12 protein-coding genes and 3 pseudogenes are annotated in these 25,811 nt (G+C 59.9%); 8 read left to right on the forward strand and 7 right to left on the reverse strand.

Features of this window, described 5'->3' with window-relative positions:
- Window positions 1-23: 23 nt before the first annotated feature.
- Window positions 24-1,571, forward strand: a complete 1,548-nt coding sequence (locus RA167_RS13220) for an IS5 family transposase (RefSeq protein ID WP_139337180.1) — start codon at window positions 24-26, stop codon at window positions 1,569-1,571.
- Here the strand turns inward: RA167_RS13220 and RA167_RS13225 are convergent.
- The gene (locus RA167_RS13225) at window positions 1,518-15,494 is read right to left on the reverse strand and encodes a non-ribosomal peptide synthetase (protein ID WP_083706117.1); all 13,977 of its coding nucleotides are present in this window, start codon (window positions 15,492-15,494) and stop codon (window positions 1,518-1,520) included. The two genes, RA167_RS13220 and RA167_RS13225, sit on opposite strands and share 54 nt — an antisense overlap.
- Before the next feature lie 201 nt (window positions 15,495-15,695).
- Window positions 15,696-15,875 (reverse strand): hypothetical protein, encoded by a 180-nt coding sequence (locus RA167_RS13230; protein ID WP_175972481.1) that lies wholly within the window; start codon window positions 15,873-15,875, stop codon window positions 15,696-15,698.
- A 229-nt stretch (window positions 15,876-16,104) separates the two neighbouring features.
- Here RA167_RS13230 and RA167_RS13235 point away from each other — a divergent pair.
- The 5 genes and pseudogenes from RA167_RS13235 to RA167_RS13255 all read left to right on the forward strand — a co-directional run.
- A pseudogene (locus RA167_RS13235) lies at window positions 16,105-16,778 on the forward strand (IS3 family transposase); the annotation flags it as partial.
- A 628-nt stretch (window positions 16,779-17,406) separates the two neighbouring features.
- Window positions 17,407-17,769 (forward strand): annotated as a pseudogene (locus RA167_RS13240) (group II intron reverse transcriptase/maturase); the annotation flags it as partial.
- Between the two features lie 252 nt (window positions 17,770-18,021).
- Window positions 18,022-18,498: pseudogene (locus tag RA167_RS13245) on the forward strand (IS3 family transposase); the annotation flags it as partial.
- Window positions 18,476-19,273 (forward strand): hypothetical protein, encoded by a 798-nt coding sequence (locus RA167_RS13250; protein ID WP_338877535.1) that lies wholly within the window; start codon window positions 18,476-18,478, stop codon window positions 19,271-19,273. The pseudogene RA167_RS13245 and the gene RA167_RS13250, both read left to right, overlap by 23 nt.
- On the forward strand, window positions 19,198-19,956 hold the full coding sequence (locus RA167_RS13255) for a hypothetical protein (RefSeq protein ID WP_338877536.1): 759 nt from the start codon (window positions 19,198-19,200) through the stop codon (window positions 19,954-19,956). The genes RA167_RS13250 and RA167_RS13255 overlap by 76 nt, the downstream gene beginning before the upstream one ends.
- A gap of 336 nt (window positions 19,957-20,292) precedes the next feature.
- Here RA167_RS13255 and RA167_RS13265 read toward each other — a convergent pair whose 3' ends face one another.
- The gene (locus RA167_RS13265; protein WP_076788049.1) at window positions 20,293-21,390 is read right to left on the reverse strand and encodes a YeiH family protein; all 1,098 of its coding nucleotides are present in this window, start codon (window positions 21,388-21,390) and stop codon (window positions 20,293-20,295) included.
- Window positions 21,391-21,500: 110 nt separating this feature from the next.
- On the opposite strand from RA167_RS13265, the gene RA167_RS13270 reads away from it, so the two are divergent.
- Complete coding sequence (locus RA167_RS13270; protein WP_076788050.1) at window positions 21,501-22,376, forward strand: LysR substrate-binding domain-containing protein; 876 nt, start codon at window positions 21,501-21,503, stop codon at window positions 22,374-22,376.
- A 245-nt stretch (window positions 22,377-22,621) separates the two neighbouring features.
- Here the strand turns inward: RA167_RS13270 and RA167_RS13275 are convergent, their stop codons facing one another.
- Window positions 22,622-23,269, reverse strand: coding sequence for a phosphatase PAP2 family protein (locus tag RA167_RS13275; RefSeq protein ID WP_076788051.1), 648 nt, complete (start codon window positions 23,267-23,269; stop codon window positions 22,622-22,624).
- 185 nt (window positions 23,270-23,454) lie between these two features.
- Between RA167_RS13275 and RA167_RS13280 the strand changes: the two genes are divergently transcribed.
- On the forward strand, window positions 23,455-23,820 hold the full coding sequence (locus RA167_RS13280) for a DUF3022 domain-containing protein (RefSeq protein WP_076788052.1): 366 nt from the start codon (window positions 23,455-23,457) through the stop codon (window positions 23,818-23,820).
- Window positions 23,821-24,011: 191 nt separating this feature from the next.
- Here RA167_RS13280 and RA167_RS13285 read toward each other — a convergent pair whose 3' ends face one another.
- The 3 genes from RA167_RS13285 to RA167_RS13295 all read right to left on the reverse strand — a co-directional run bounded on the left by RA167_RS13285 (window position 24,012) and on the right by RA167_RS13295 (window position 25,488).
- Window positions 24,012-24,650: an AAA family ATPase gene (locus RA167_RS13285; RefSeq protein WP_076788053.1), complete on the reverse strand. Its 639-nt coding sequence runs from the start codon at window positions 24,648-24,650 to the stop codon at window positions 24,012-24,014.
- A gap of 67 nt (window positions 24,651-24,717) precedes the next feature.
- Window positions 24,718-24,861 (reverse strand): cytochrome bd-I oxidase subunit CydX, encoded by a 144-nt coding sequence (cydX, locus tag RA167_RS13290; RefSeq protein ID WP_076788618.1) that lies wholly within the window; start codon window positions 24,859-24,861, stop codon window positions 24,718-24,720.
- 141 nt (window positions 24,862-25,002) lie between these two features.
- On the reverse strand, window positions 25,003-25,488 hold the full coding sequence (locus RA167_RS13295) for a universal stress protein (RefSeq protein ID WP_076788620.1): 486 nt from the start codon (window positions 25,486-25,488) through the stop codon (window positions 25,003-25,005).
- Window positions 25,489-25,811 lie beyond the last annotated feature (323 nt).

Here is a 25,811-nt window from a genome sequence, read left to right on the forward strand (position 1 = left end):
TCTGGGAGTTTTAAACACCACCGATGAGCACGAGCCAGACAAGTTCTTGTGGGGCACCGGATTTTTTTCGTAGCCGCCTGGATGCGATGATTGATCTGCGGCACCCGCTTGCGGTGCTAGCCACGCGTATGCCATGGCGCACGATTGAAGCGACGCTCGCCCCGCTGTTTGAGCGGCGCACGCGCGAAGCTCTAAGCAGCACCGTGCCCGATCTGTTCGGGATGGCGCCGAAGCTCGCTGGCGCCGGTGTGAGCGTAGCCGGGCGTCCTCGACTGTCAATGCGATTGATGGTGGGGCTGCTCTATCTGAAGCATGCCTACAACGAAAGTGATGAGTCGGTGTGCGAGCGCTGGGCACAGGACGTGTACTTTCAGTTCTTCTGCGGTGAGCAGTACTTTCAACCACGCCTGCCGTGTGATCCGACCCATTTAGTGCGTTTTCGGCAAGCCTTGGGCGAAGCCGGCGTCGAAGAATTGCTGGCCGCGACCCTTACCGCTGCCGCACAGATGAAGGCGCTCAAGCCAGCCGAATTTGAAAGCGTGATTGTGGATACTACCGTCCAAGAGAAAGCGATGGCTTATCCGACTGACAGCCGGCTGCTGGAGGTGGCGCGTAGCAAGCTGGTGCGCTTGGCCCAGCACGCGGGCTTGGCGCTCAAGCAAACCTACGAGCGCGAAGGCAAACGACTACGCCGACGCGCCGGTGGCTACGCGCATGCCAAGCAGTTTAAGCGTCTGCGCCGTGTGCTCAAGCGCCAGCGTACCGTGTTGGGCCGAGTGCTGCGCGAGATCGAACGCAAGCTAGGCGAGATCTCGCACGAGCGACAAGCGCCATTGCACAGGTGGCTGCAACGAGCCTGGCGCATTTGCCGACAGCGTCCCAAGGACAAAGACAAACTGTATGCACTACACGCGCCGGAAGTTGCATGCATCGGCAAAGGTAAGGCCTGCCAACCGTACGAGTTCGGCGTCAAGGTGAGCCTGGCTATCACGCACAAACAAGGGCTCATTGTCGGTACGCGAGCATTCGCTGGCAACCCCTACGACGGCCACATTTTGGCCGAACAGCTCGAACAAACCTCGATCCTGATACAGGATCTGGCCGGTGCCCCACGTGTGAAGACTGTGCTGACCGATCTGGGCTTTCGTGGTGTGGATGCTCAGGTTGCGCCCGTACAGTTGATACATCGCGGAAAACTCAACAGGCTGACCCCGGCACAACAGCGTCGTTTGAAGCGGCGTCAAGCCATCGAGCCGATCATCGGGCATGTCAAACAGGATCATGGAATGCGGCGCTACTGGCTCAAAGGCGTCACCGGTGATGCGGTACATGCCGTGCTGTGCTCGACAGGCTATAACCTGCGCTGGCTGCTGCGCGCCATTACCCGATTGGGCATCCAGCCCGCCTTTTTTGTGCTTGGGTGGCTGCGCTCGCTTTGGCGCTGCACCACTACCTGTCCTGTTTCACTTCCTTCGCACCGAACTTCTCATCCAAATTTTGAAGGGCCGACGACGTACTCAGCGCTTCGTTGCGCTGTCGCTCCAGCAGCGACGGCCAGATTCTTGACTTAAAATGAAACGAATAATCGATTTAACATAATCCGGCCCTAAAGTTGGGTAACAAAAGTCCAGCTCAGAAAGCCTTTTATTGGTCTTTTTGGCACACCATATTATGGATTCATCTGCTAAACCATTTTTGTGCTCCAACGAATCGGGCAATAAAGTTGTGTCAAATATAGAAGATAGAGCAATCAGATTGTCATCCAAGGTTTTCTTGGCAGCGGAATTTAGCGAGCGCGTCCACTCCTGCCAAGTTAATTTATTTTCATCAATATTAATTCCATAGTCACGCATCTGTGCAACAAATTCATCCAGATCAATTAACTGATGCCCCTTGATATGGGCAATCTGGTACTGTTCCGCTTGATGCACCGCCAGCTTAACAATAGCGCGTGCAGCATAATCCACAGGTGTTTGTGGATAAGTCTCCGTCGCATCAGATACGAGACCTAGCGCCGCAATGGCGCGAATCGTGCGATAAATACGGTCTTTAATGTTGCAGTACCCTGTCACGGAGTCAGCCGTTATCTGGCCGAGACGATAAATGCCGCATGGAATGCCTTGTTTTGCTGCTGCACCAACCAGCTTCTCTGCAACCCACTTGCTTTGAACATAGCCGTTTGGAACAGGAACATCCGATATCTCGCCGTCCTCTGTAAACAGTCCCGAGCCTTTCCATGGAGCTACAGCCAATGTGGAAATGTAGTGCAGGCTCTTTTCCTTTCCTGTAGCTGCGATACGAATCAGCGCGTTGGTCGCAAGTACGTTGGCTTGGCGTAATTCACGATAAGAGAAAAAATGGTTAACTATTGCGCCATTATGCACAATCGCATCGAGCTCGTTTGCTAATTGGGTGAGTTGTACCTGCGTTAGTCCCAAATTGACCTGGTCCAAATCACCACAGAGTACCGAGATACGGCGCAAGTCTATGTCGTAGTGCCCAATTTCGTGCAATACGGACACGATTCGGCGCATAGCTTGATCTTTATCTTCAGATTTTATTAAGCAAATGATATGCGCAGCAGTTTGCTGCAAAAGTTCCAGTAATAAATAACGACCTACAAAACCTGTTGAGCCGGTCAGCAATACTTGTTTCCACGTGCGGGAGATGTTGCTCGTTGGGATTTGCCGCCTTATTTCCGGAGCAAGTATAGCGTCAACCTTCATCAGATGCGGTATCTCAATAGGCTTCTCCGCTGGAGTCTGAGCATGCGCACTTGATTTGATGCGTTCAGCAAGCTTTGCAACACTGCGTGTGTCAAATAAAACCTGCACAGATAGCTGTACATTGAAGATTTTTTGTATCTGGAAAATCAACTTCATCGCCGCCAAAGAATGACCGCCCAAATCGAAGAAGTTATCATGTCGGCCAATGCGCTCGACACCCAACAGCTTGGTCCAGATTGCAGCCAGTTTGGTCTCGCACTCGCCCTGCGGTGCCTCATACGCCTTATGCGCGAACGCGTCAGTGCTGGGTACCGGCAGTGCGCGCCGGTCCAGCTTGCCGTTCGGTGTCAGCGGCCACGCGTCGAGTCGCACAAAAGCGCTGGGCACCATATACTCGGGCAGGCTTGCCGCCACCTGTGCGCGCAGCGTGCTCGCCAATTGCTCGTCCGCTTCGGCCTGCACATACGCAACAAGCCGCTTAGCCGAGCCCTCACCTGTTGCTACCACCACCGCATCACGCACCTGCGGGTGCGCCGTTAAGCACGCTGCGATTTCACCCGGTTCAATCCGCAAGCCGCGAATCTTCACTTGGTCATCGTTGCGCCCCAAATACTCCAGATTGCCGTCTGGTCGGTAACGCGCCACATCCCCGGTCTTATACAGCCGTGCACCCGCGTCCTCGGAGAACGGATCCGGCACAAAGCGTTCAGCGGTCAGCGCCGGGCGGTTCCAATAGCCGCGTGCCACCCCGGCGCCACCGATGTACAGTTCACCGACCGCCCCCAGTGGCACTGGCTGGCCGCATGCATCCAGCAAGTAGACCTGCGTGTTCGTGAGCGGCCGCCCAATCGAAATAGTGCCCTCTGTACAGGCCACGGGACAGGTCCAAAACGTTGTACCAATGGCATTTTCAGTGGGGCCATACAAGTTGTGAACTTGCGCGTCAGGCAGCAGCGTTTGACACCGCTGGGCAGTTGCACCGGGTAGCGCTTCACCACTGCAAATTACATGCTTCACCGATGTGCAGCGCTGAACCCCTTCCGTATCCAAGAAAATGCTAAGCATGGACGGCACAAAGTAAACCGTCGTGATACGCTCCTGGACAATGAGATCCTTCAAGGCAACCGGATCTTTATGAGCGCCGGCGTCTGCAACAACAAGGGTTGCGCCATTGAGCAACGTCCAAAAAAGCTCCCAAATTGAGATATCAAAGTTAAAGGGTGTTTTCTGGAGCACGCGATCGGCAGGCGCCAGACGATAACCTCGTTGCCGGTCGATCAGCGCCTGATCTTCATTGAAGGTCCCGTCAGACTTGATAACCTCGACTAAGCGGGCAATTTGACCATGTTCGATCATCACGCCCTTCGGCGTGCCGGTGGAGCCAGACGTGTAGATGACATAGGCAAGATGGCGAGAAGCCAGTTCGGCTACCCGTGGGTTGGGTGCAGCTTGATCGAGCGGTGCATCGAGCTCAAGTACCGTTTGGCACGCAAGCGCCCCTTCCCCCAACGTGGACCTGCCCGTTGCATCAGCTAGGACGATCGTTGGCGCCGCATCATTCAGAATATGCGCGAGGCGTTCGGATGGATACGCGGGATCGAGCGGCACGCAAGCACCGCCGGCCTTCAGAATCGCTAATAGTCCTACGACCATCGCCGGTGAGCGTTCGACGCAGATCGCCACCCGGGCATCCGGCTTGGCGCCCAATTCAATGAGCCGATGCGCGAGGCAGTTGGCCCGGGCATTCAATTGCGCATAGCTCAGTGTCTGCGCTTCATACACCAGTGCCGTGGCATTGGGGCTGCGCTCCACCTGCGCCTCGAACAACTGGTGAATGCACTGGTGAGTGGGGTAGGGAGCCGCCGTCGCGTTCCATGTCTGCAGCAGCAACTGACGCTCATCCGCTCCCAGTACCTGAAGTGTTGCCACCGGTTGCTGTGGGTTGGCCACCATCGCTTGCAACATCGTTGTCAGATACCCAACGTATCGCTCGATCGTCGCGGGGTCAAATAGCGCGCTCGCATAGCACAATGCCCCAACAATCTCCTCGCCCGCCTCATATAGATGCAACTCAAGGTCAAACCTGACCATGTTGTAGTCAAGCTCGCCAGGCTTGACATCTAGCCCGGGTAGGCGCCACTGTCCGGTTTCATTGCTCTGCCACGCGAACATCACTTGAAACAGCGGCGTATGGTCGAGCCGGCGCGGCGGCTGCACGATCTCGACCACTTGCTCGAACGGCAGATCTTGATGCGCCTGCGCGTCCAGCGTCGTGCGCCGCACGCGCTTAAGCAGCTCGTTCGTATTGGGCTCGCCAGATAAGTCGACACGCAACGCTAGCGTATTGACAAAAAAGCCGATCAACGGCTCGATTGCAGCATGCCCCCGATTGGCACTGGGCGTGCCAATGACCAAATTCTGCTGACCTGACAAGCGCGCGAGTACTGCACTCCATGCCGCGAGCACCGTCATAAATAGCGTCGTGCCATGCTCAGCGCCTAAGCGCTTGAGCGCTTGCGTGGTCGATGCGTCAATGCGCACCGGCACGTGTGCACCGGCAAATGACTGTTGCGCCGGGCGCGGCCGGTTGGTCGGTAGCTCAAGCAGCACCGGTGTGTCGGCCAGCGTCGTACGCCAGTAGTCGCTTTGCACCTGCAGTCGCTCACCCGTAAGCCACTGCCGCTGCCACGCCGCATAGTCCGGATACTGGATCGTCAACGCTGGCAGCGGATCGGCTTGCGCCCCAACGTTCGCTGCGTAGAGTGCACTCAGCTCGCGCGTGAGCACGCCAAGCGACCAGCCGTCCGACACAATATGGTGTTGCGTAAGCAATACCACGTGTTCGTCATCGGCCACTTGAATGCCGCATGCGCGTATCAACGGGCCGCGCGCCAGATCAAACGGCGCATGCGCCGCTTCATGACTTAACCGCGACAGCTGCACGTCGGCATCGAGCATCCCACGCAGATCATGCCAGCGCAGCGGCACGCCCGCGTCCGCCGGCAGCAGCCGCACCTGCGGCTGACCCTCAACGCTCACAAACGTCGAGCGCAGCGCTTCATGACGCGCCAACAGCGCATCCAATGCCTGTTGCCATGCGGCCCGATCAAGCGGCCCGCGCACATGCAGCGCCAGCGGCATATGATACGACTCACTGACCCCATCGAGCTGGGCGAGGAACCACAGCCGCTGCTGGGCGAACGATAATGGCAAACTGCCTTCGCGCGACACCGGCGTAATCTCGGGCAGCGCATCGGGGCCTTGTTGCCAGTGGGCGTCGAGCGCCGCGGCAAACGCGGCCAACGTGGGCGTCGCGAACAAGGTCGCCAGCGGCACGTCGGCGCCCAGCATTCTCACCCGGTTTATCAACCGCACCGCCAGCAGCGAGTGGCCCCCAAGCGCAAAGAAGCTGTCGTGCCGACCGACCTGCTTGACTCCCAATAGCTCCGACCAAATCGTCGCGAGCGTCGTCTCGAGCTCGCCTTGCGGCGCTTCATACGCTTGATGCGCGAGCGCCGCGTCATCCGGTGCGGGCAGCGCACGCCGATCCAGCTTGCCGTTCGGTGTCAGCGGCCACGCATCGAGCCGCACAAAAGCGCTGGGCACCATATATTCGGGCAGCCTCGCCGCCACCTGCGCGCGTAGTGTGCTCGCTAGCGCGTCATCGGGATCGGCCACCACATACGCGACCAGACGCTTGTTCTGCCCTTCGCCCAACGCCAACACCACCGCATCACGCACCTGCGGGTGCGCCGTTAAGCATGCTTCGATCTCCCCTGGTTCAATCCGAAAGCCGCGGATCTTGACTTGCTCATCATTGCGCCCCAAAAACTCCAGATTGCCGTCCGGTCGGTAACGCGCCACATCCCCGCTCTTATACAGCCGTGCACCCGCGTCATCGGAGAACGGATCGGGCACAAAACGCTCAGCGGTCAGATCAGGACGGTTCAAATAGCCGCGCGCCACACCGTCACCACTGATATACAGCTCGCCGGCCGCACCGAGCGGTAGCGGCTGGCCGTATGCATCAAGCAAGTAGACTTGGGTGTTCGCGATGGGCCGCCCAATCGGAATATTGTCCTCTGTACAGGCCACTGAACAGGTCCAAAACGTTGTACCAATGGGATTTTCAGCGGGACCATACAAGTTATGAACTTGCGCGTCAGGCAGCAGCGTTTGACACTGCTGGACAGTCGCACCGGGCAGTGCTTCGCCACCGCAAATCAAATGCTTTACCGATGTGCAGCGCTGAACACCTTCCGTATCCAAGAAAATGCTGAGCATGGAGGGTACAAAGTGAACCGTCGTGATGCGCTCCCGGACAATGAGTTCCCTCAAGGCAACAGGATCTTTATGAACGTCGGCGTCTGCTACCACAAGGGTCGCGCCATTGAGCAACGTCCAAAAAAGCTCCCAAATTGATACATCGAAGTTAAAGGATGCTTTTTGAAGAACGCGATCGGCAGACGTCAGGCTATAACCTCGTGGTTGGTGGATCAGCGCCTGATCTTCGTTGAGGGTCCCGTTAGGCTTTGTAACCTCAAATAAGCGTGCAATTTGCACATGCTCGATCATCACGCCCTTCGGCGTGCCGGTGGACCCAGACGTGTAGATGACATAGGCAAGATGACGAGGAGTCAGTTCGGCTACCCGTGGGTTGGGTGTGGCTTGATCGAGCGGTACATCGGGCTCAAGTACGATTCGGCACGCTAGCGCCGCTTCCCCCAACGTGGCCCTACCCGTTGCATCAGCGAGTACGATCATTGGCGCCGCCTCATGCAGAATATGTGCAAGGCGCTCGGACGGATACGCGGGATCAAGTGGCACACAAGCGCCGCCCGCCTTCATGATCGCCAATAGTCCCACGACCATTGCCGGCGAGCGCTCGACGCAGATTGCCACTCGGGCATCCGGCTTGACGCCCAATTCAATGAGCCGATGCGCGAGGCGGTTAGCCCGTGCGTTCAATTGCGCATAGCTCAGTTCCCGCTCTTCATACACCAGCGCAGTAGCTTCCGGGCTGCGCTCTACCTGCGCCTCGAACAACTGATGAACGCACTGGTGGCCTGGGTAGGGAACCGCCGTCGCGTTCCATGTCTGCAGCAACAACTGACGCTCATCCGGACCCAGCATTTGAAGCGTTGCCACCGGTTGCTGTGGGCAGGCCGCCATCGCCTGCAACATCGTCGTCAGATACTCAACGTACCGCTCGACCGTCGCAGGGTCAAACAATGCACTCGCGTAGTGCAACGACCCGATGATCTGCTCACCTGCTTCATACAGATGCATTTCCAGGTCAAACCTGACCATGTCGTAATTAAGCTCGCCAGGCTTGACATCTAGCCCGGGTAGGCGCCACTGCCCTGTCTCATTACTCTGCCACGCGAACATCACTTGAAACAGCGGCGTATGGTCGAGCCGGCGCGGCGGCTGCACGATCTCGACCACTTGCTCAAACGGCAGATCTTGATGCGCCTGCGCGTCCAGCGTCGTGCGCCGCACGCGCTTAAGCAGTTCGCTTGTATTGGGCTCGTCAGATAAGTCGACACGCAACGCCAGCGTATTGACAAAAAAGCCAAGCAACGGCTCGATTGCAGCATGCCCCCGATTGGCACTGGGCGTGCCAATGACCAAATCATCCTGGCCCGACAGGCGCGCGAGCACCGCGCTCCACGCGGCAAGCACCGTCATAAATAGCGTCGTGCCATGCTCCGCGCTTAAGCGCTTGAGCGCTTGCGTCGTGGCTGCATCAATACGCACCGGCACCTGTGCACCGGCAAACGACTGTTGCGCCGGGCGCGGCCGGTCCGTCGGGAGTTCCAGCAGCACCGGCGCATCGGCCAGCGTCGCGCGCCAGTAGTCGCTTTGCGCCTGCAGTCGCTCGCCCGTGAGCCACTGTCGTTGCCAGGCCGCATAGTCCGGATACTGAACCGCCAGCGGCGGCAAGGGATCGGCTTGCGCCCCGACGCTCGCCGCGTACATTGTACTCAACTCGCGCACCATCACCCCGATCGACCAGCCATCGGACACAATATGGTGCTGGGTGAGTAGCACCACGTGTTCGTCATCGGCCACTTGAATGCCGCACGCGTGGATCAACGGGCCCTGCGCCAGATCGAACGGCGCGTGCGCCGCTTCGTGACGCAAGCGTGCCAGTTGCGCCTGCGCATCGGGCACCCCACGCAGATCATGCCAGCGCAGCGGCACGCCCGTGTCGGCCGGCAGCAGCTGCACCTGCGGCTGACCCTCGACGCTCACAAACGTCGAGCGCAGCGCTTCGTGGCGCGCAAGGAGCGCATCCAATGCCTGTTGCCATGCAGCCCGATCAAGCGACCCGCGCACATGCAGCGCTAGCGGAATATGATACGACTCACTGGCCCCATCGAGCTGCGCGAGAAACCACAGCCGCTGCTGGGCGAACGACAGCGGCAAACTGCTTTCGCGCGACACCGGCGTGATCTCGGGCAGCGCATCGGTGCCTTGTTGCAAGCGGGCTTCGAGCGCCGCGGCAAACGCCGCCAACGTTGGCTTGGCGAACAAGGTCGCCAGCGGCACGTCGGCACCCAGCCCTCTGATCTGGTTCATCAACCGCACCGCGAGCAGCGAGTGGCCCCCGAGCGCAAAGAAGCTGTCGTGCCGACCTACACGTTCGACACCCAATAGCTTGGCCCAGATCTCAGCCAGCGTCGTCTCGAGCTCGCCTTGCGGCGCCTCGTATGCCTGATGCGCCAGCGCATCATCATCCGGTGCGGGTAGCGCACGCCGATCGAGCTTGCCGTTGGGCGTCAGCGGCCACGCATCGAGCCGCACAAACGCGCTGGGCACCATATACTCGGGCAGCGCCGCGGCCACGTGCATGCGCAGTGTGCTAGCCAACGCTGCATCCGCCTCAGCCACCACATACGCGATCAGCCGCTTATCATTGCCTTCGCCCAGGGCCAGCACCACCGCGTCGCGCACCTGCGGGTGCGCCGTTAAGCACGCTTCGATCTCGCCCGGTTCAATCCGAAAGCCGCGAATCTTCACTTGGTCATCGTTGCGCCCCACAAACTCCAGATTGCCGTCCGGTAAATAACGCGCCAGGTCACCAGTCTTATACAGCCGCGCACCCGCTTCATCGGAGAACGGATCCGGCACAAAACGCTCGGCGGTCAACTCCGGGCGGTTCAAATAACCGCGCGCGACCCCCGCACCACCAAGATACAGCTCGCCAACCGCACCCAGTGGCACCGGCTGCCCATGCGCATCGAGCAGATAAACGCGCGTGTTGGCAATGGGTCGGCCAATTGGTAAACGTTCGGATCGATCGCCAAGCTCAGTGACCTCATAAGTCGTTGAAAAAGTCGTATTTTCGGTCGGCCCGTAGCAGTGGATCAAATGCTTCGGCCCGTCATGCTTTAGCAGCTGCGCAAAGCGCTCAGGGTTCTCTTGTTCTCCACCACAGAGCAAATATTTCAATCGTGCCAAAGCCGGGGCCATCAAAGGAACCAGCTGATTGAATAACACCGTTGTCAGAAAAAGTGTGGTCACCCTGTATCGTGTCAGTGTCTCCTCTAGAGGTTGGGGATTCAGCACCGCGTCCCGATCGAATAGGACAACGGTGGCGCCATTTAACAGCGGTGCCCACACTTCAAACGTGCTCGCGTCGAAAGCCGGGTTCGCTGCGAATGCCACACGATCACCGGCGCGAATGTCAACATAGCCATTGTTGATAACCAGCCGCGCAATCGCATGATGTGGCACCATCACGCCTTTTGGGATGCCGGTCGAGCCCGACGTATAAATCACATACGCCAGATGCCGGGTCTTCAACTCGGCTACCGATGGATTGGTGTCCGGCAATGCTGGCACGGTGGCCGGATCGAGCACCGTGCACTCGGCGAGCGCCGCCTCGCCCAACGCAGCACGCCCGGCCGCATCCGCCAGCACAATGCTCGGTGCCGCATCGACGAGAATGTGCATCAAGCGCTCACCCGGATAGCTCGGATCGAGCGGCACATAAGCGCCGCCCGCTTTCAAAATCGCCAGTAGCCCGACGACCAGCGCCGGTGAACGCTGCAAACAGATCGCCACCCGCATATCCGGCTTGACACCCAGTTCGATCAACTGATGCGCGAGGCGATTGGCCCGCGCATTCAGTTGCGCGTAGCTCAACGTCTGGTCTTCATAGACCAGCGCCGTCGCCTCAGGGGTACGCTCGACCTGCGCCTCGAATAGCTGGTGTACGCACCGATGTTTCGGATAGGCCTGCTGCGTCGCGTTCCACATGCCAAGCAGCAACTGACGTTCAACCGGTGACAGCAACTCAAGCGTTGCGACTGGCTGCTGCGGATGAGCCACCATGGCGCGCAACATCGTCTGTAGATACCCGACATGCCGCTCGATCGTGGATCGCTCGAACAGCGACGTCGCATACCCTAAACTGCCGATGATCTCCTCGCCTGCCTCAGATAAGTTCAGCTCGAGATCGAACTTCACGACGTCATGCTCCAGCTCAGCCGGCGTGGCCGTGAGCCCAGGTAGGCACCACTCGCCTGGCGCATTGTTCTGCCACGCCAACATCACTTGAAACAGCGGCGTATGGTCGAGCCGACGCGGCGGCTGCACGATCTCCACCACTTGCTCAAACGGCAGATCCTGGTGTGCTTGTGCGTCCAGCGTCGTGCGCCGCACGCGCGCGAGCAGCTGGGCAGTATCGAGTTCGCCCGACAAATCCACGCGCAACGCCAGCGTATTGACAAAAAAACCAATCAACGGCTCGATCTGGCGGTGGTTGCGATTAGCGCTGGGTGTGCCGATGACCACATCATCCTGGCCCGACAGGCGCGCGAGTACCGCGCTCCATGCGGCAAGCACCGTCATAAATAGCGTCGTGCCATGCTCCGCGCTTAAGCGCTTGAGCGCTTGCGTGGTCGATACATCAATACGCACCGGCACCTGTGCGCCGGCAAACGACTGTTGCGCCGGGCGCGGCCGATCGGTCGGTAGCTCCAGCAGCACGGGTGCGTCCGTGAGTGTGGCGCGCCAATAGTCGCTTTGCGTCTGCAGCCGCTCGCCCGTGAGCCACTGTCGCTGCCATGCCGCATAGTCCGGATACTGAACCGTCAGCGGCGGCAGCGGATCGGCTTGCACGCCGACGCTCGTGGCGTAAAGTGCACTTAACTCGCGCGCGAGCACCCCGATTGACCAGCCATCCGACACAATATGGTGCTGCACGAGTAACATCACGTGTTCGTCATCGGCCACTTGAATGCCGCACGCATGGATCAACGGGCCGCACGCCAAAACAAACGGCGCGTGCGTGGCTTCGTGACTTAAGCGTGCTAGTTGCGCCTGCGCGTCCGGCACACCGCGCAGATCATGCCAGCGCAGCGGCACACCCCTGTCTGCCGGCAGCAGCCGTACCTGCGGTTGACCCTCGACGCTCACAAACGTCGAGCGCAGCGCTTCATGACGCGCTAACAGCGCATCCAATGCCTGTTGCCATGCGACCCGATCAAGCGACCCGCGCACATGCAGCGCCAGCGGAACGTGATATGACTCACTGCCCCCATCGAGTTGCGCGAGAAACCACAACCGTTGCTGGGCGAACGACAGCGGCAAACTGCCTTCGCGCGGCACCGGCGTGATCTCGGGCAGCGCATCGGTGCCTTGCTGCAAGTGGGCTTCGAGCGCCGCGGCAAACGCGGTCAACGTTGGCGTCTCGAACAAGGTCGCCAGCGGCACATCAGCGCCCAGTATTCTCACCCGGTTCAACAACCGCACCGCGAGCAGTGAATGCCCCCCGAGCGCAAAGAAGCTGTCGTGCCGACCGACCTGCTTCACATCCAATAGCTCGGCCCAGATCATCGCGAGCGTCGTCTCGAGCTCGCCTTGCGGCGCTTCATACGCTTCATACGCTTGATGCGCCAGCGCCGCGTCATCCGGTGCGGGCAGTGCGCGCCGATCGAGCTTGCCGTTCGGCGTCAGCGGCCACGCATCGAGCCGCACAAATGCACTGGGCACCATATACTCGGGCAGGCTCGCTGCCAGCTGTGCGCGCAGCGTGCTCGCCAGTTGCTCATCCGCTTCGGCCTGCACATACGCCACGAGCCGCTTCGCCGAGCCCTCACCGCACGCGACTACCACCGCATCGCGCACCTGCGGGTGCGCCGTTAAGCACGCTTCGATCTCCCCCGGTTCAATGCGAAAGCCGCGGATCTTCACTTGCTCATCGTTGCGCCCCAAATACTCCAGATTGCCGTCCGGTAAATAACGCGCCACATCCCCGGTCTTATACAGCCGTGCATCCGCTTCCTCTGAGAACGGATCCGGCACAAAGCGCTCAGCGGTCAGCGCCGGGCGGTTCAGATAGCCGCGTGTGACCCCGGCCCCACCAATATATAACTCCCCGACCGCACCGAGTGGCACCGGCTGGTCGTGCGCATCGAGCAGATAAATGCGCGTGTTGGCAATCGGCCTTCCGATCGGCACCGAACCAGATTGTGGCAGCGGCGTACTTGCCTCATACACAGCGCATCCCACTACCGTCTCTGTAGGTCCATATTCGTTAATCAGCCGTACACCCGGCTGTATGCGTTGCCACATCGCCACGGTCGAAGCATTCAGCGCTTCTCCTCCAATCACAAACGCAGCCACCCGCGTTCTAATTCCTTCCTGTTGTAACCGCTGGCCCAGTATGTCTAGATGAACCGGCGTGATCTTCACCAACCCTTCACTCTGCGCCTGGCGTACATACGCCTCCAATGCCTCGATTTCGTTAACGGCACTCAATAATTTCACCGTGCTACCGTATAGTAGCGGTGTCCATAAGCTGGTAACCGTTGCATCAAAAGAGAGTGAGGAAAATACCACCGCGCCTTCTTTAGGAGCATACGCCCGCATAGCCCAACTCAAATAATTGCTCAACCCGCGGTGTTCGACCATTACACCCTTGGGCATACCGGTCGAGCCGGATGTATAGATCACATACGCCAGATGCCGGGCCGTCAGCGCGGCGACCAACGGATTCGTGTCCGGCAACGCCGGCAATATGGTCGGATCGAGCACCGTGCACTCGGCCAGCGCCGCCTCGCCCAACGCAGTGCGCCCGGCCGCATCGGTCAGCACAATGTTCGGGGCCGCATCGGCCAGAATATGCGCCAAGCGCTCACTCGGGTAGTTCGGATCGAGCGGCACATAGGCGCCGCCGGCCTTTAAAATCGCCAGTAGCCCGACGACCAGTGCGGGACTGCGCTGCATACAGATCACCACGCGCGCGTCCGGCTTGACACCTAACTCGATCAGCTGGTGCGCGAGACGATTGGCCCGGGCATTGAGCTGCGCATAACTGAACGTTTGGTCTTCATACACCAGCGCCGGCGCTTCGGGCGTGCGCTCAACCCGTGCTTCGAACAACTGGTGGATGCATAAGTGCGATGGATAGTCTTGTTTTGTCGCATTCCACTCGACCAGCAGCCGATGCCGCTCGTCAGCGTCGAGCAGATCGATGCCGCTAATCGGTTGTGTGGCATCGGCAGCGAGCACTTGCATGAACCGGATAAACCGGCGCTGATGCGTGTCGAGCATCTCCGCGGTGTAGCAAGCCGGATTGGCATCAAAGTCGATCCGTAATTGACGGCTATTGGATGTCCAATAAACACCGAGCATTAGATCTTCAACCGGACCCGCGAGCAGATTATGGCTCGTCGATGAATGCCCGCCAAACGACAGCGCGTAGTCAAACGGCATCACGTTGACCTTGATGCCCAATAGTGACTGCCCGGGCGCCAGCCCAAGTTGACGCTGCAGCGCTTCGCTCGGGTAGCGTTGATATTGCAGTGCGCTTTGGATTTCCTTCGCCGCCTGCCGCATCAGCGACAATAAGTTGACCTCCGGCTCGAATCTGAACCGCAACGGAACCGTATTGGCGACCATGCCAGGAATGTGCCCGTCTGCCCCCAAGCGGGCAGTCACTGGAAAACCGACCACCACGTCCTGCGCGCCAGTCATGCGATGCAGATACGCAGCGAGCGCGGCGCTCAGAAACTGCGCCAGCCGTCCCGCATCCAGCACATAGTCGTCTACCCATTGAATGGCCAGGTCAGTCGTCTGACGCAGCCGCTGCTGGAAAGCAGGGGCTGCGCGGCTTGCCAGCGTCGCCGGCTCAGGCCAATGGGCGCAGTGCTTAAGCCAATACGCTTCGTCTTGTGCCCGTTGGGCAGATGTCTGATATTGCGCTTCGCTTTCCAATAGCTGTCGGATCGAGCCAAAATCACATGCCGCCAGCGCCGTTCCCGCGCACAGCGCGCTATACACGTGTGCAACGCGTTGTGCGATCAGGTACTGACCATATCCATCCGTCATGATATGGTGATAGCGCTGATACCAAATCCACTGCTCGGGTGCCACTTTCAGCAACGCATAGCAAAAAAGCGGCCCCTGCATCAGATTGACCGATTGCTGATAATCGGCTTGCATCCACGCCTGGGCCGCTGCCTCAGGATCGGCTTGTGCCGTCAGATCCCGCACCGGCATTGACCATGCGGGTGTACCGATCCTCTGCCGCAGCCCGTCATCGCTATCGACAAATTGCAAGCGCAGGGTGTCGGCCTCATCGATGACTTGACGTAATGCCGCTTCAAAAACGACCGTGTCAATCGTGCCATCGATCACCGTGTACTGCGCAATGTTGTAGACCGGACTGTCTGGATACAGTTGCTGCGCGAGCCAGATCTCCGTTTGAGCAGTGGTTAATGCATACGTAATGGGCGTGATGCTAGTACCCATAACAAAACTCCGATTCAAGCGACCGAGCAGCCTGATATTTAATAGGTGTAAAAAACGATACGACGACGCAATCAGAATCTATCGTTGCTCGTTGGGAACCAATACGGCTTTTATGACACGTCGCGTGCAATCCCTAACCATTCACTGCGGCGACCAGGGCCACTCATCGGCAGGCGTCAGTGCGCCGTCCGTGTCACTTGGTCAGCCAGTGAGCACGTCACGATCAAATTGTGTCAACCGAAAACGCTGAGCATAACGCGCGTGATACTGCGCGCGGCTTGGCCTTGCAGCCGGCCAAGCAAGACAGTTAAAAAGAACAGGACCAGCACCTGCACCGTACAGGCGCAGCGTCTTGGGGGTCAGACTGGGGTACTTCTTCATTTTCCTTCCAGACATCACTTTTATCTAGCCACACGGCTATGACAACGCAGCCGTTCGCAGATCCATCAGCTCGACGTTCACTGCTTCAATTTTTGCCGCAAGCACTGTGCCCAGCTGTCGTGGGCCGCTATAAAGTTTCAGGAGAGGTGGCTGCGCAAATTCGGACAGTTGGATAAGTGGAAAGGATGGGGTCTGAACCGGCGATAATGCTGGCAAAGGAACCTGGAAGATGACGAAGAGAACGAGAGGGACGCACTCAGCGACGTTCAAAGCAAAGGTGGCGCTGGCGGCGGTCAAAGGCGAGCGAATGCTGGCCGAACTAGCGCAGCAGTTCGATGTTCACCCGAACCAGATCACGCAATGGAAACGGCAGTTGCAGGAACGCGCGGCAGACGTGTTCGGCACGGCTGGCACGTTCTCGAGTGAGCCGCCGGTAGAGCTGAAGGCGCCGCATGCGAAGATCGGTTAGTTGACCCTGGAGAATGATTTTTTAGAAGGTGCGCTCACCCAAGCGGGATTGCTGAGCGCAAAGCGATGATCGACCGTACGCATGCGCTGCCGGTTTTGCAGCAAGCGCGGCTAGTGGGCATCGCGAGATCGAGCGCGTACTATCGAGCGCAGCCGACGAGCGAGGCGGATCAGTTGCTGATGCGACGAATCGACGGACTGCATATGGAGTTTGCGTTTGCCGGAGCACGGATGCTGGCGCGTTTGCTGTATCGTGAGGGGCATAAGGTCGGCCGCCGGCATGTGCGCACGCTGATGAAGCGCATGGGCGTCGAGGCACTGTACTGCAAGCCGAGCACAAGCCGCCACAACGCGCAGCATAAGCTCTGGCCGTACCTGCTGCGCAGCATGAAGATCGAGCGGGCCAACCAGGCGTGGGCACTGGACACGACCTACAGTACGCCCAGCCAGCGTAGCCCGACCGCATGGGGGTGGCGCTGCTTGAGCATGTTTGGAATGCAATACCCCGGAGAAGTTGAGGTTGGGGTATGCCCTTCCTCTGCTGCGAGAGGAAGTGAGCCGAAGCGGCGGTGACTTGCCGACACTGGCAAGGTGACGTAGTCCGTGGGGAACGGGGCTTGCGGCGAAGCGGTTACGCCAAGATGAGCCTCCAGGCTGAGCATGGGACGGTTGAGGAACACGAACCTGTTAAACCGCATCTGAGGGTTGAAGTGTCACCTCTGCCCACACCGCTTTATGGGCAGAACGCGCACTGTTGCCGGTTACACGTATGGCCCGGCAGCACGAGGGCTGACTGGATAGGTATGCTGGTCGGCAGGGAACCACGGGGAGCGCGCAGCTAGACCGTGGTGTTCGCGAGGACTTGCGGCAAGCAAGGATAAAGACTGCGACAGGCAACCTCGCCCATGCGTTGAGTCCGACATGTGAACTGGGGAAGGTCTGCACGGATGCCAAGGGAGTGTGCCCCCGATGACGTGCAGGCTGGCAGAGCCTCCGTAGTAGTCCGAGGTCGGGAGAGCCGGCCACACGGCGAAGGGAGGCAGTTGTAGTGAGGTGAAGACCTTTGATAATCAGTGAAATGCAAAGCAAACTGGCGACGTGGTCAACGGAGAACAAAGAGCGCAAGTTCAATCGACTCCTGAGGCTGATTGCCGATAGAGATTGGCTGAGTGAAGCGGCTCGCATTACGCTGGTATCCAGCGGAGCTCGCACGCCGGGTGTGGACGGCGTCGACAGACGCACGTTGGAAGCAAATCTCCAGCATGAACTGGCGAGGATACGCGAAGAACTGCTGGCGGGATCGTATAGTCCGCTGCCCGCACGACGCGTGTACATACCGAAAGTGAACGGCAAGCTCAGACCACTCGGCATTGCGAGCCTGCGGGATCGGATCGTACAACGGGCCAACATGGGTGCTGCAAGGCCAAAACAGTCGAGGGTGGTATGGGGTGGTGGCGCTTCGGCGTCTTGTTACCAGCCGGAAGGGCCAATTCAGGTGGCGTACGCCGTCGGAAAACCCATATATCATGTGCAATGAGGCCCGAAACACCATCGAGTCACGCTATGCCGATGTCGCCTTTGCTATGAGCAACGCTTGAATGGAGAGCCGGATGCGCTGAGAGGTGCAAGTCCGGTTCGGGGAGCAGAGGCAGGGAGATAGTTCGACTACGCCCTGCCTCTTACTCCACTCTGGGCGCAAGGCCGTTGGCATTATCTGGCGGCGGTGCTCGACCTGTTCACGCGGCGGGTTGTTGGCTGGGCGTTCTCGACGCGTCCGGATGCCGACTTAGTCGTGCAGGCGTTGGAAATGGCCTATGAGCAGCGTGGCCGAGCGCAAGGATTGTTGTTCCACTCGGATCAGGGCGGTCAGTATGCCAGCCGGAAATTGCGTCAGTGGCTGTGGCGCTATCGGATAAAGCAGAGCATGAGCCGTCGCGGAAATGGTTGGGACAATTCGCCGATGGAGAGGTTGCTGCGCAGCTTTAAGACAGAATGGCTGCCACCAATGGGTTACCTGTCGGCACAGGAAGCACACCGGGATATCAGTCACTACCTGATGCACCGGTACAACTGGATACGGCCGCATCAGTTCAATGACGCACTGGCTCCAGCAGTTGCGGAAGAAAAACTTAATGCAGTATTCGGAATCAGTTGACCACTACACTGCACGTCTTCCCCTACTTTTCGTTAACCTGCTGCACAGCTTCGCTACGCGTGGTGTCTTTTTACCGATTACTGAGCTTGCTAATGGGCTTCGATTTGAATGCCGCTTTAAACCCTCACCCGCAGAGCAGGCGGGTCAAAAGCCTGCCGCCTCAGCGCCGCCACGACTGTCTTCCAACGACGCGTTGACTCGTCCCTTGCCCACCCGACCGACGACGTATGATGACCTGCCGTCCGAACTGATTGCCCGGATCGGTGACTATGTACCCATTCAAGACGTGATGCCGTTCGCCACAGTCGATCGCCGCACGTATCATGCGATGCAAACTAGGCGTTTGGTTCACCGCTATTGGCAGCGGGCAAACCAGGCCGTCAGCTTGGCGTCAGTCAACCAGCTGCTGGACGAAATAGGCGGTGCGTTGAGCAATCCAGCGCAGTATGTCGAACCCATTGATGCGCTGAGTCAGCGTCTGCAAGCGTTGCCAGAAGCCGAGCGAGTCGAGGCATTCAAGCGCGTGTTTGCGGCTGCGGAACGTATCCCGCGGGACGGCGTGCAAATACAAAAAGCGCTATTACGTGCTTTTTTATTTTTCCTCCGAGCCGGCGTGCTGAACTATTCGACTTTGCTTATGCGATGGCGGAACGGCGCGCGCCCGGGCAAGACAATATCTGGGCGGAACTGGCTGACAGTTTGCAGTTCTTTTCGTTCCGCTCACCTTTTGCCGAGCAGCGTTATCAGGCGTTCTTGGCTCGGCTTGCGTCGCTGAAGGTATCCGAACAAGCGAAGCTTATCCCGGTATTGTCGAACTTGCTCCTTTACTCCAATAAGACAGACCCGCGCGTCCCTGAACGCTATGCGCTCTTACGCGGACACGCGTTACAACTGCCGCCCTCTCATCAAGGTGCATCGGTCGGCATGTTAGCGAGTTGCGTACGGATTTTGCCAAAAGCAGAGCAGTTTGCCCAATACACGCAGATGCGTGATTGGGCGCTGTCGCTGCCTGACGAGCAGTGGGGGATTGCTTTGCAGTATTTGCCTGAAGGGCTTAAAGAGCTGTCGTATGAACAACGTGCGCAGGAGCTGACGTTGCTTGAGGGTCATTTAGCGCGCGTGCCTATGTCACAGCGTGTTTCGGCAGCGTTTGGACTACTCAAATGCCACTTGTTTTTAGACGATGTACAAATAAAGTGGGCCTGGCGGCAAGGTTTGAACCTACTGAATGATGCGGGCGAAGCCGCTTTATGGGATTTGCTTCGCCAACTTCGGGCCGCTTGGGTGTTATCTGAGTTCAGCAATTTCAGATGGGAAATGGCAGTGGAGGAGATTACGCGCTTTATGGAGGCCAGCCAGTTCTCCGAGCCGGCGCGGGCGCGATTCCGGGCCAATGTAGATTGGCTCAGAAGTGAGCCAATAATATTTATTGAAACTGAACCCAGTATGCTTCGTTGATCCAACGCCGGAACAAATACCGTCGTGCCATCGGCGCGCTGGCAAGGGTTCGTCGTTGTTGTCATGCAACCTGAGCGCCGCGAGATGCTCACCTGCAAGATCCAGCAAGGTCTGACGTCTGGCAGACGAACCCATTGGCAAGTGGGCCGGGCATCCTTAACTTTGCGATCTCTCGGCCCATCACTTTATTTTAGTCGAAACGATGCCTGTGAATCGTACAAATCAAGGACATGGCAGCAGTTGTCGAAGGCGTCACTCGTCGGCTTGCATTTCGTCGTCTTTGCCATGCTCATGCTCGTTCATGCCGTGCCTATCTTGCAAAGTGCATAACACGCTCTAGCCGAGCCAGCGCTCGACACCGAGCGTTAGCGCGTAACCTCCAGCGATCAGCCAGAGCTGTAACAGCGCGCCGGCGATCAGCGCACGTGGCCCAGCCTCGCGAATCTGCGCGACCCGAGTTTCGATCCCGAGCGCGGTCATCGCCATCGTCAGTGCGAAGGTGTCCAGGCTATTGAGGACGTGTGACACGTGCGACGGGATCACGTGCAGCGAGTTCACCAGCACCAGCATGAGGAAGCCGAGCGCGAACCACGGCACGGGCAACTTGCCGCGCCGCGTGCTACTGCCGGCCGGCTGTGCATCGCGCGCGGCACGGGCGATAAAGCCGGCGACTACAAAAATCGCCGGCACCAGCAGCATCACACGGGTCATCTTGACGATCGTCGCCACGTGTACCGTTTGCGCGTTGATCGCGCTGGCGGCGCCGACCACTTGCGCCACCTCGTGAATGGTGCCGCCAAAGTATAGGCCGAGTCCGGTCGCGTCCAGGTAAAGCCATCCGGCATTGGCCATCAGCGGATAGACAAACATCGACAGCGTGCCGAACAGCACCACCGTGCCGACCGCCATCGCGCTCTTGTGCGGCTTGGATTGCAACGTGGACTCGAACGCGACGACTGCCGCCGCACCGCAGATCGCGCTGCCCGCGGCTGTGAGCAGTGCGGTATCCCGGTCCAACTTCAGCCATCGGGTTCCAACCCACCAGCCGATAGCCAGCGTCGCAGCGACGACCACGACGGACATCGCCAGCCCGGCCAGCCCGACTTGCGCGATTTCCTGCAAACTGACACGTAGCCCAAAGAAGGCGACCGCGATGCGCAGCAGCTTGCGCGCGGAGAAGTTCACACCGGCAGCCCAACTGTCTGGCATGGCGATGCGCAATGCGTTGCCGTACACCGCGCCGCACGCGATGCCCACGATCAGCGGGCTCATGCCGAGCCCGGCGATGGGCGGCCACGCGGCCAATTGGGTGACCGCGAAGGCGAACAGCGCAACGAATAGCACGCCGTTGAGCAGCCCGCGACGTGACGCTGCGACAGCGCCCGCTGGCGTGCCCCGCGACGGCGAGGAGGACTCGGAAATTAAGAGGGACATGGCATTCACCTGAGAGATGACCTCGACAGCCTCATCGTAAAATGGATATAACGATATGAAAAATCGTCATTTGGGATGTAAACTATCGGCTAATCTGATAGATTAAGCGCATGACCCCCGATCAACTTTTGACTTTTGCAGCCGTCGCAGAACATCAGAACATCAGCCGGGCGGCCGAAGCGGTACATTTATCGCAACCAGCGGTGTCTGGACAGCTGCGGTTGCTGCAAGAGGAATTCGGTGAGCCGTTGTACGTGCGTGACGGCCGCGGCGTGCGGCTTACGGACGCTGGCCGGCAACTGGCTGTCCATGCCGCGCGGTTGCGCGACACATGGCGGCAGGCGCATGCGCTGCGCGACGCGTTGCGGGGTCTGGAGTATGGCACATTGCGCATCGGTGCCAGCACGACGCCAGCCAGCTATCTGCTGCCCTATCTGGTCGCGGACTTTCACCGCGCCCATCCCAATATCGAGATCCGCACCACCTATGGCAATACGAGCGATGTCTGCCATGTGCTGCAGGGGTTGGACATCGCGCTGATTGAAGGCGGTGTGCCCGCCGAGCTGCCGGCTGACACGCGCGTGCATCCATGGCACGACGACGAGATTGTCGCGATCGTGCCAGCCGGTCACCCGTTGGCCACCGATAGAGCCGTACCGTTGTCGCGGATTAGCCAGTTTCCGCTGATCTGGCGTGAGTCCGGCTCTGGCGTGCGGCACGAGGTCGAGCGCGCGTTTGCGCGGGCCGGCGCGCGCGCGCGGGTCGCGTTGGAGCTGGCCGGCGTCGAGGGCGTGAAGGAGGCGGTGCGCGCCGGCATGGGCGTGGGCTTTGTGTCGGCGATGGCGATGCGGCATGAGGATGCGCGCCTGACCAGCGTGTCGCTGGCGCCGCAACCGCTGACGCGGCGTTTCTCGATCCTGGTCATGCACGGTTCGGCGGCGTCGCGCGCGGCGCTCAAGTTCCTGGCCATTTGCAGCATCGATTAGAGTTAGTCTGCGTGGCGCGATGTGCAAACCCGTACGGACCATTCCAGCATCCATCAGGCGCGGACCTCGCGCCTTTTCGATGAGAAATCGGAACCGGTATGTGAATCGGAACCCATTTCAGAATTGGCTTTAAAAATGGACTCCATCGCCTCTTACTGCGCGAGATGTTGGCATGCCTGTGCCACGCGGGGCGCCGACGGTGAGCTGAGGGTGCGCGCGTCAACACAGCGGCGCTGACGGCCGTACTACGCGACCGCCCAGCCGCGCCGAATCAGCGCCGCGCACAGGAACCGATAGGGCGGCTCACCGCAGCGCAACAGTGGCGGCACGACCCATGGCGCGAGACGGTAAGCGAGCACGGCGCACGTCATGCCGAGCAGCATGCCACAGCCGACATCCAGCGGGAAGTGGATGCCGGCATAGATGCGAGCCCAGCCGACCATCAGCCCGGCCAACGCCAGGGCCACTCCGGTCACCCGGGTGCCGGCGTGCAGCAGTAAGCTGCAGGCGACTGAGAAAGCGAGCGTGGTATGGTCGCTGGGCAGCGATGCGTCGTCGGCGTGGGCAATCCATGCGTGTCCCAAACCGATCGCGAACGGCCGTGGGTGGGGCCACATTGCACCGATGATTTGGGCGATCCCCAGGCCGAGCATGGCGGCCAATGCGGCTTCGACGAAATGGCCACGGCATGCTTGCGGGCGGGCGGCCGCACCGGTGAAGGCCACCGCATGCGTCGGGCGCGCGCGGCTCGGCACGCGTAACCAGCCGGCGATGAGCGTCGCCGGCATGGCCCAGATCAGCGCATTCGCGCAAAATGACATTAATGCGTGCAGCGTCGGCGACGGCGCACTCGCGTTGAGCAACAGGAACAGCGTTTGATTTAAGGATTCCATCGATTGGTGCAGCACGATTTTAGAAATGATGAGCGCCCGAGGATATCGCAACCACCTTAACGTGTGCTAGGGCTGCGGCCACGGCACGCTTGGCGCGGCGGCGGGCTTCACAGGGCTGAAGCCATCCCGACTGGCATGCGCGGCTGACTGTGATAGCCTCGGCACTCTTTCCGAGCCCTACATCCATGCCCCGTCCGCCTTTTCTCTTTAACGATCCGCTGCGCGAGCACCTTGCCCGTGTCATCAGCGACCTGTTGCCGGAAACCGCCCACTTTACCGATACGCAGACCGAGGCCGGCCATCCGGCGCTGCGCATCGACTGGACAGTCTCGCCCTTTTCGCGGCGGCACTCGAAGGTCACGCTTGATGTGGTGTTCGTCGATTCGAGCCTGGCGCGCTATGCGGTCGCGCCGCCCAACGAGCGCGCGCGGGCCGAAGCCGTGCTGCGCGCCTACTTAGAGGCGGTGATCGGTTCGATGGAAGAGCAGTATGCGCTGGGCAAGGAGATCGAGCCGGTGTCCGAGGTCGAACTCGGGCGCGAGTTCGCATGACGCGTGCGTTGCGGCCAGGCGCACGCCACGCCGGATCGGCGCGATCGAATTGACGAGCGCCGGTGCGCTCGTGGATTTGTTTCGTGAAAGCAGGTTGCCGCAAAGCAACTTTATTCGGGAAGCAGGCCGCGCTTGATGCCTTTCTAGACAATCGCTTTGGCCGCTATCTATGAGACAGCCGGAGCGGAAACTCATTCGGGCGTGAACGGCGGCCTGCCGGCAGCGAGGGGGAAGGGCTCAACGGAATGCGCTGGCGCGAGGAGCCGATCCTGCAGCGCGCGTCGGTCCGCGTCACATGGCGCATCGTTGTCGAAAATCAGCAGTTGGGGGTAGTCGGCCGGATTGGGTTCGAAACGTCGCTGGCGATAGATTTCCCAATGTGCGAGCTTGTATGCGTCATTGGCGTTCGACCGCCGCACGATGCGCTCGCGCGCGATATGTTCCGACACGCTAACCCAGACCCAACGCACATCGACGTGCGCCGGCACGCGTAGCCAATCGCGATCGAAGATTCGCCGGTCGCGTACCTCCCGCGACAAGGGGCCGACGACAACCGCACTGATGCCCAGCGATACGTTTTCGCGCGCAGTGTCGAGCAGCCCCTGGTATTCGGGGTCACGCAACGTCTGTAGATAGACCGGGCTGTCGCGGTCGTTCGGGTCGTGCGTGAGCGCTTGCATCGCGACTGCGCTGTAGCGGCCGTACAGCGTGTCTTTGTCGAGCAGGCACAGCGGCTCGCGCGTGGCGTCGAGCAACGCCGGGACCAGTTGCTTAGCCAGCGTGGTCTTGCCCGCGCCGGCGTGCCCGCAAAAGAAAAGCAATCGAGTCATCGTAGCGGCCGCCCGCAGCCCGCCTGGTGCAGCGTAACCGAGGCATGCGTGGGGCGGCTCATGCGGATCAGTCGTGCCAACGACAGGCACGACCGTCCCGCGAGTCGGACCGCATCCGCGCCAGGTTCCTTTCGTTTTCCAGCCACATCGCGTTGATCACACCGAAGCCCAGCGCCACGCCGATACCCAGTATCCAGCAGAAGTACCACATTGCAGTTTTCTCCATTGGGTTGGATGCTGCCGCGCCGGCCGGCCGCAGCGGGACATAACCATGCCCGATGGAGTAATGATGACCGCGCACGCGTGCGCACGCAAGCATCACGATGCACGATGCGTGGGACAGTAGGCGGCGTTAACCGTTCGCGGTGGTCGACGGTGCCGCTTGCGGCACGTGGCTTGCCGACGGAATCAGCAACACCGGTAGCTGCGCGAGCCGCAGCGTTTGTTCCGCCACGCTGCCCAGCACCAGTCGGCGCACGCCGCGCCGTCCATGGGTACCGAGCACGAGCAGGTCCGCGTTGAACGCCTGTGCCGCCTGCACGATACACTCGGCAATCCCTTCGAGGGACGATGTCGTCAATATCTGCGGCGTGCCGGCGATGCCTCGAGTACGCATCGCGTCAGCCGCCTCGTCGATCACGCGTTGGCCTTCCTCCGTCTGCGCGCGCATGACGATTGACGGATCGTAGCCGGGCACCGAATAGTAGAGTGGGACGTCGTCGACGACGAAGATTGGCTGGAGCTGCGCGCTCTCGGACGCTGCAAGATCGAGCGCGGCGTTGAATGCATGACGCGAGGTGCGGCTGCCGTCGACGGCCACGAGGATGCGATGGTACATGCTGGCGTTCTCCTGGTGTGATGGTCCCTTCGTGCGCCCGAGCGTGCGCACGCACCTATGCATTATCGCCGCAAAGGGGGGGCGCAGCGTTTGCCGCTCCCCACGAGCCTGCCCGCCTCGTCGTGCGCTGCCTGTTGTTGCGGTGCGCGGCATGGGTGGCGCGTCACCCGTACAGTAGCGCGGTACCCACCGGCAGGTCGTCGACCATCAATGGCGTGCGATTGCGGGACGCAGGGGGAGGCTGTCTGCATTGGAATCTGCGCTCCTTGAAGCGTCGGATACGGGCGGCGTGATGCGCAAGTACGCTCCTCAACCGTCGCACG

This window comes from Mycetohabitans endofungorum, from assembly GCF_037477895.1.
Taxonomy (GTDB): domain Bacteria; phylum Pseudomonadota; class Gammaproteobacteria; order Burkholderiales; family Burkholderiaceae; genus Mycetohabitans.

Coding starts and splice junctions, on each gene's coding strand:
- RA167_RS13270 (WP_076788050.1), top strand. CDS start 21,501: ATGACCCCCGATCAACTTTTGACTTTTGCAGCCGTCGCAGAACATCAG.
- RA167_RS13225 (WP_083706117.1), bottom strand. CDS start 15,494: ATGGGTACTAGCATCACGCCCATTACGTATGCATTAACCACTGCTCAA.
- RA167_RS13280 (WP_076788052.1), top strand. CDS start 23,455: ATGCCCCGTCCGCCTTTTCTCTTTAACGATCCGCTGCGCGAGCACCTT.
- RA167_RS13230 (WP_175972481.1), bottom strand. CDS start 15,875: ATGAAGAAGTACCCCAGTCTGACCCCCAAGACGCTGCGCCTGTACGGT.
- RA167_RS13220 (WP_139337180.1), top strand. CDS start 24: ATGAGCACGAGCCAGACAAGTTCTTGTGGGGCACCGGATTTTTTTCGT.
- RA167_RS13250 (WP_338877535.1), top strand. CDS start 18,476: ATGCAGTATTCGGAATCAGTTGACCACTACACTGCACGTCTTCCCCTA.
- RA167_RS13275 (WP_076788051.1), bottom strand. CDS start 23,269: ATGGAATCCTTAAATCAAACGCTGTTCCTGTTGCTCAACGCGAGTGCG.
- RA167_RS13285 (WP_076788053.1), bottom strand. CDS start 24,650: ATGACTCGATTGCTTTTCTTTTGCGGGCACGCCGGCGCGGGCAAGACC.
- RA167_RS13265 (WP_076788049.1), bottom strand. CDS start 21,390: ATGTCCCTCTTAATTTCCGAGTCCTCCTCGCCGTCGCGGGGCACGCCA.
- RA167_RS13295 (WP_076788620.1), bottom strand. CDS start 25,488: ATGTACCATCGCATCCTCGTGGCCGTCGACGGCAGCCGCACCTCGCGT.
- cydX (WP_076788618.1), bottom strand. CDS start 24,861: ATGTGGTACTTCTGCTGGATACTGGGTATCGGCGTGGCGCTGGGCTTC.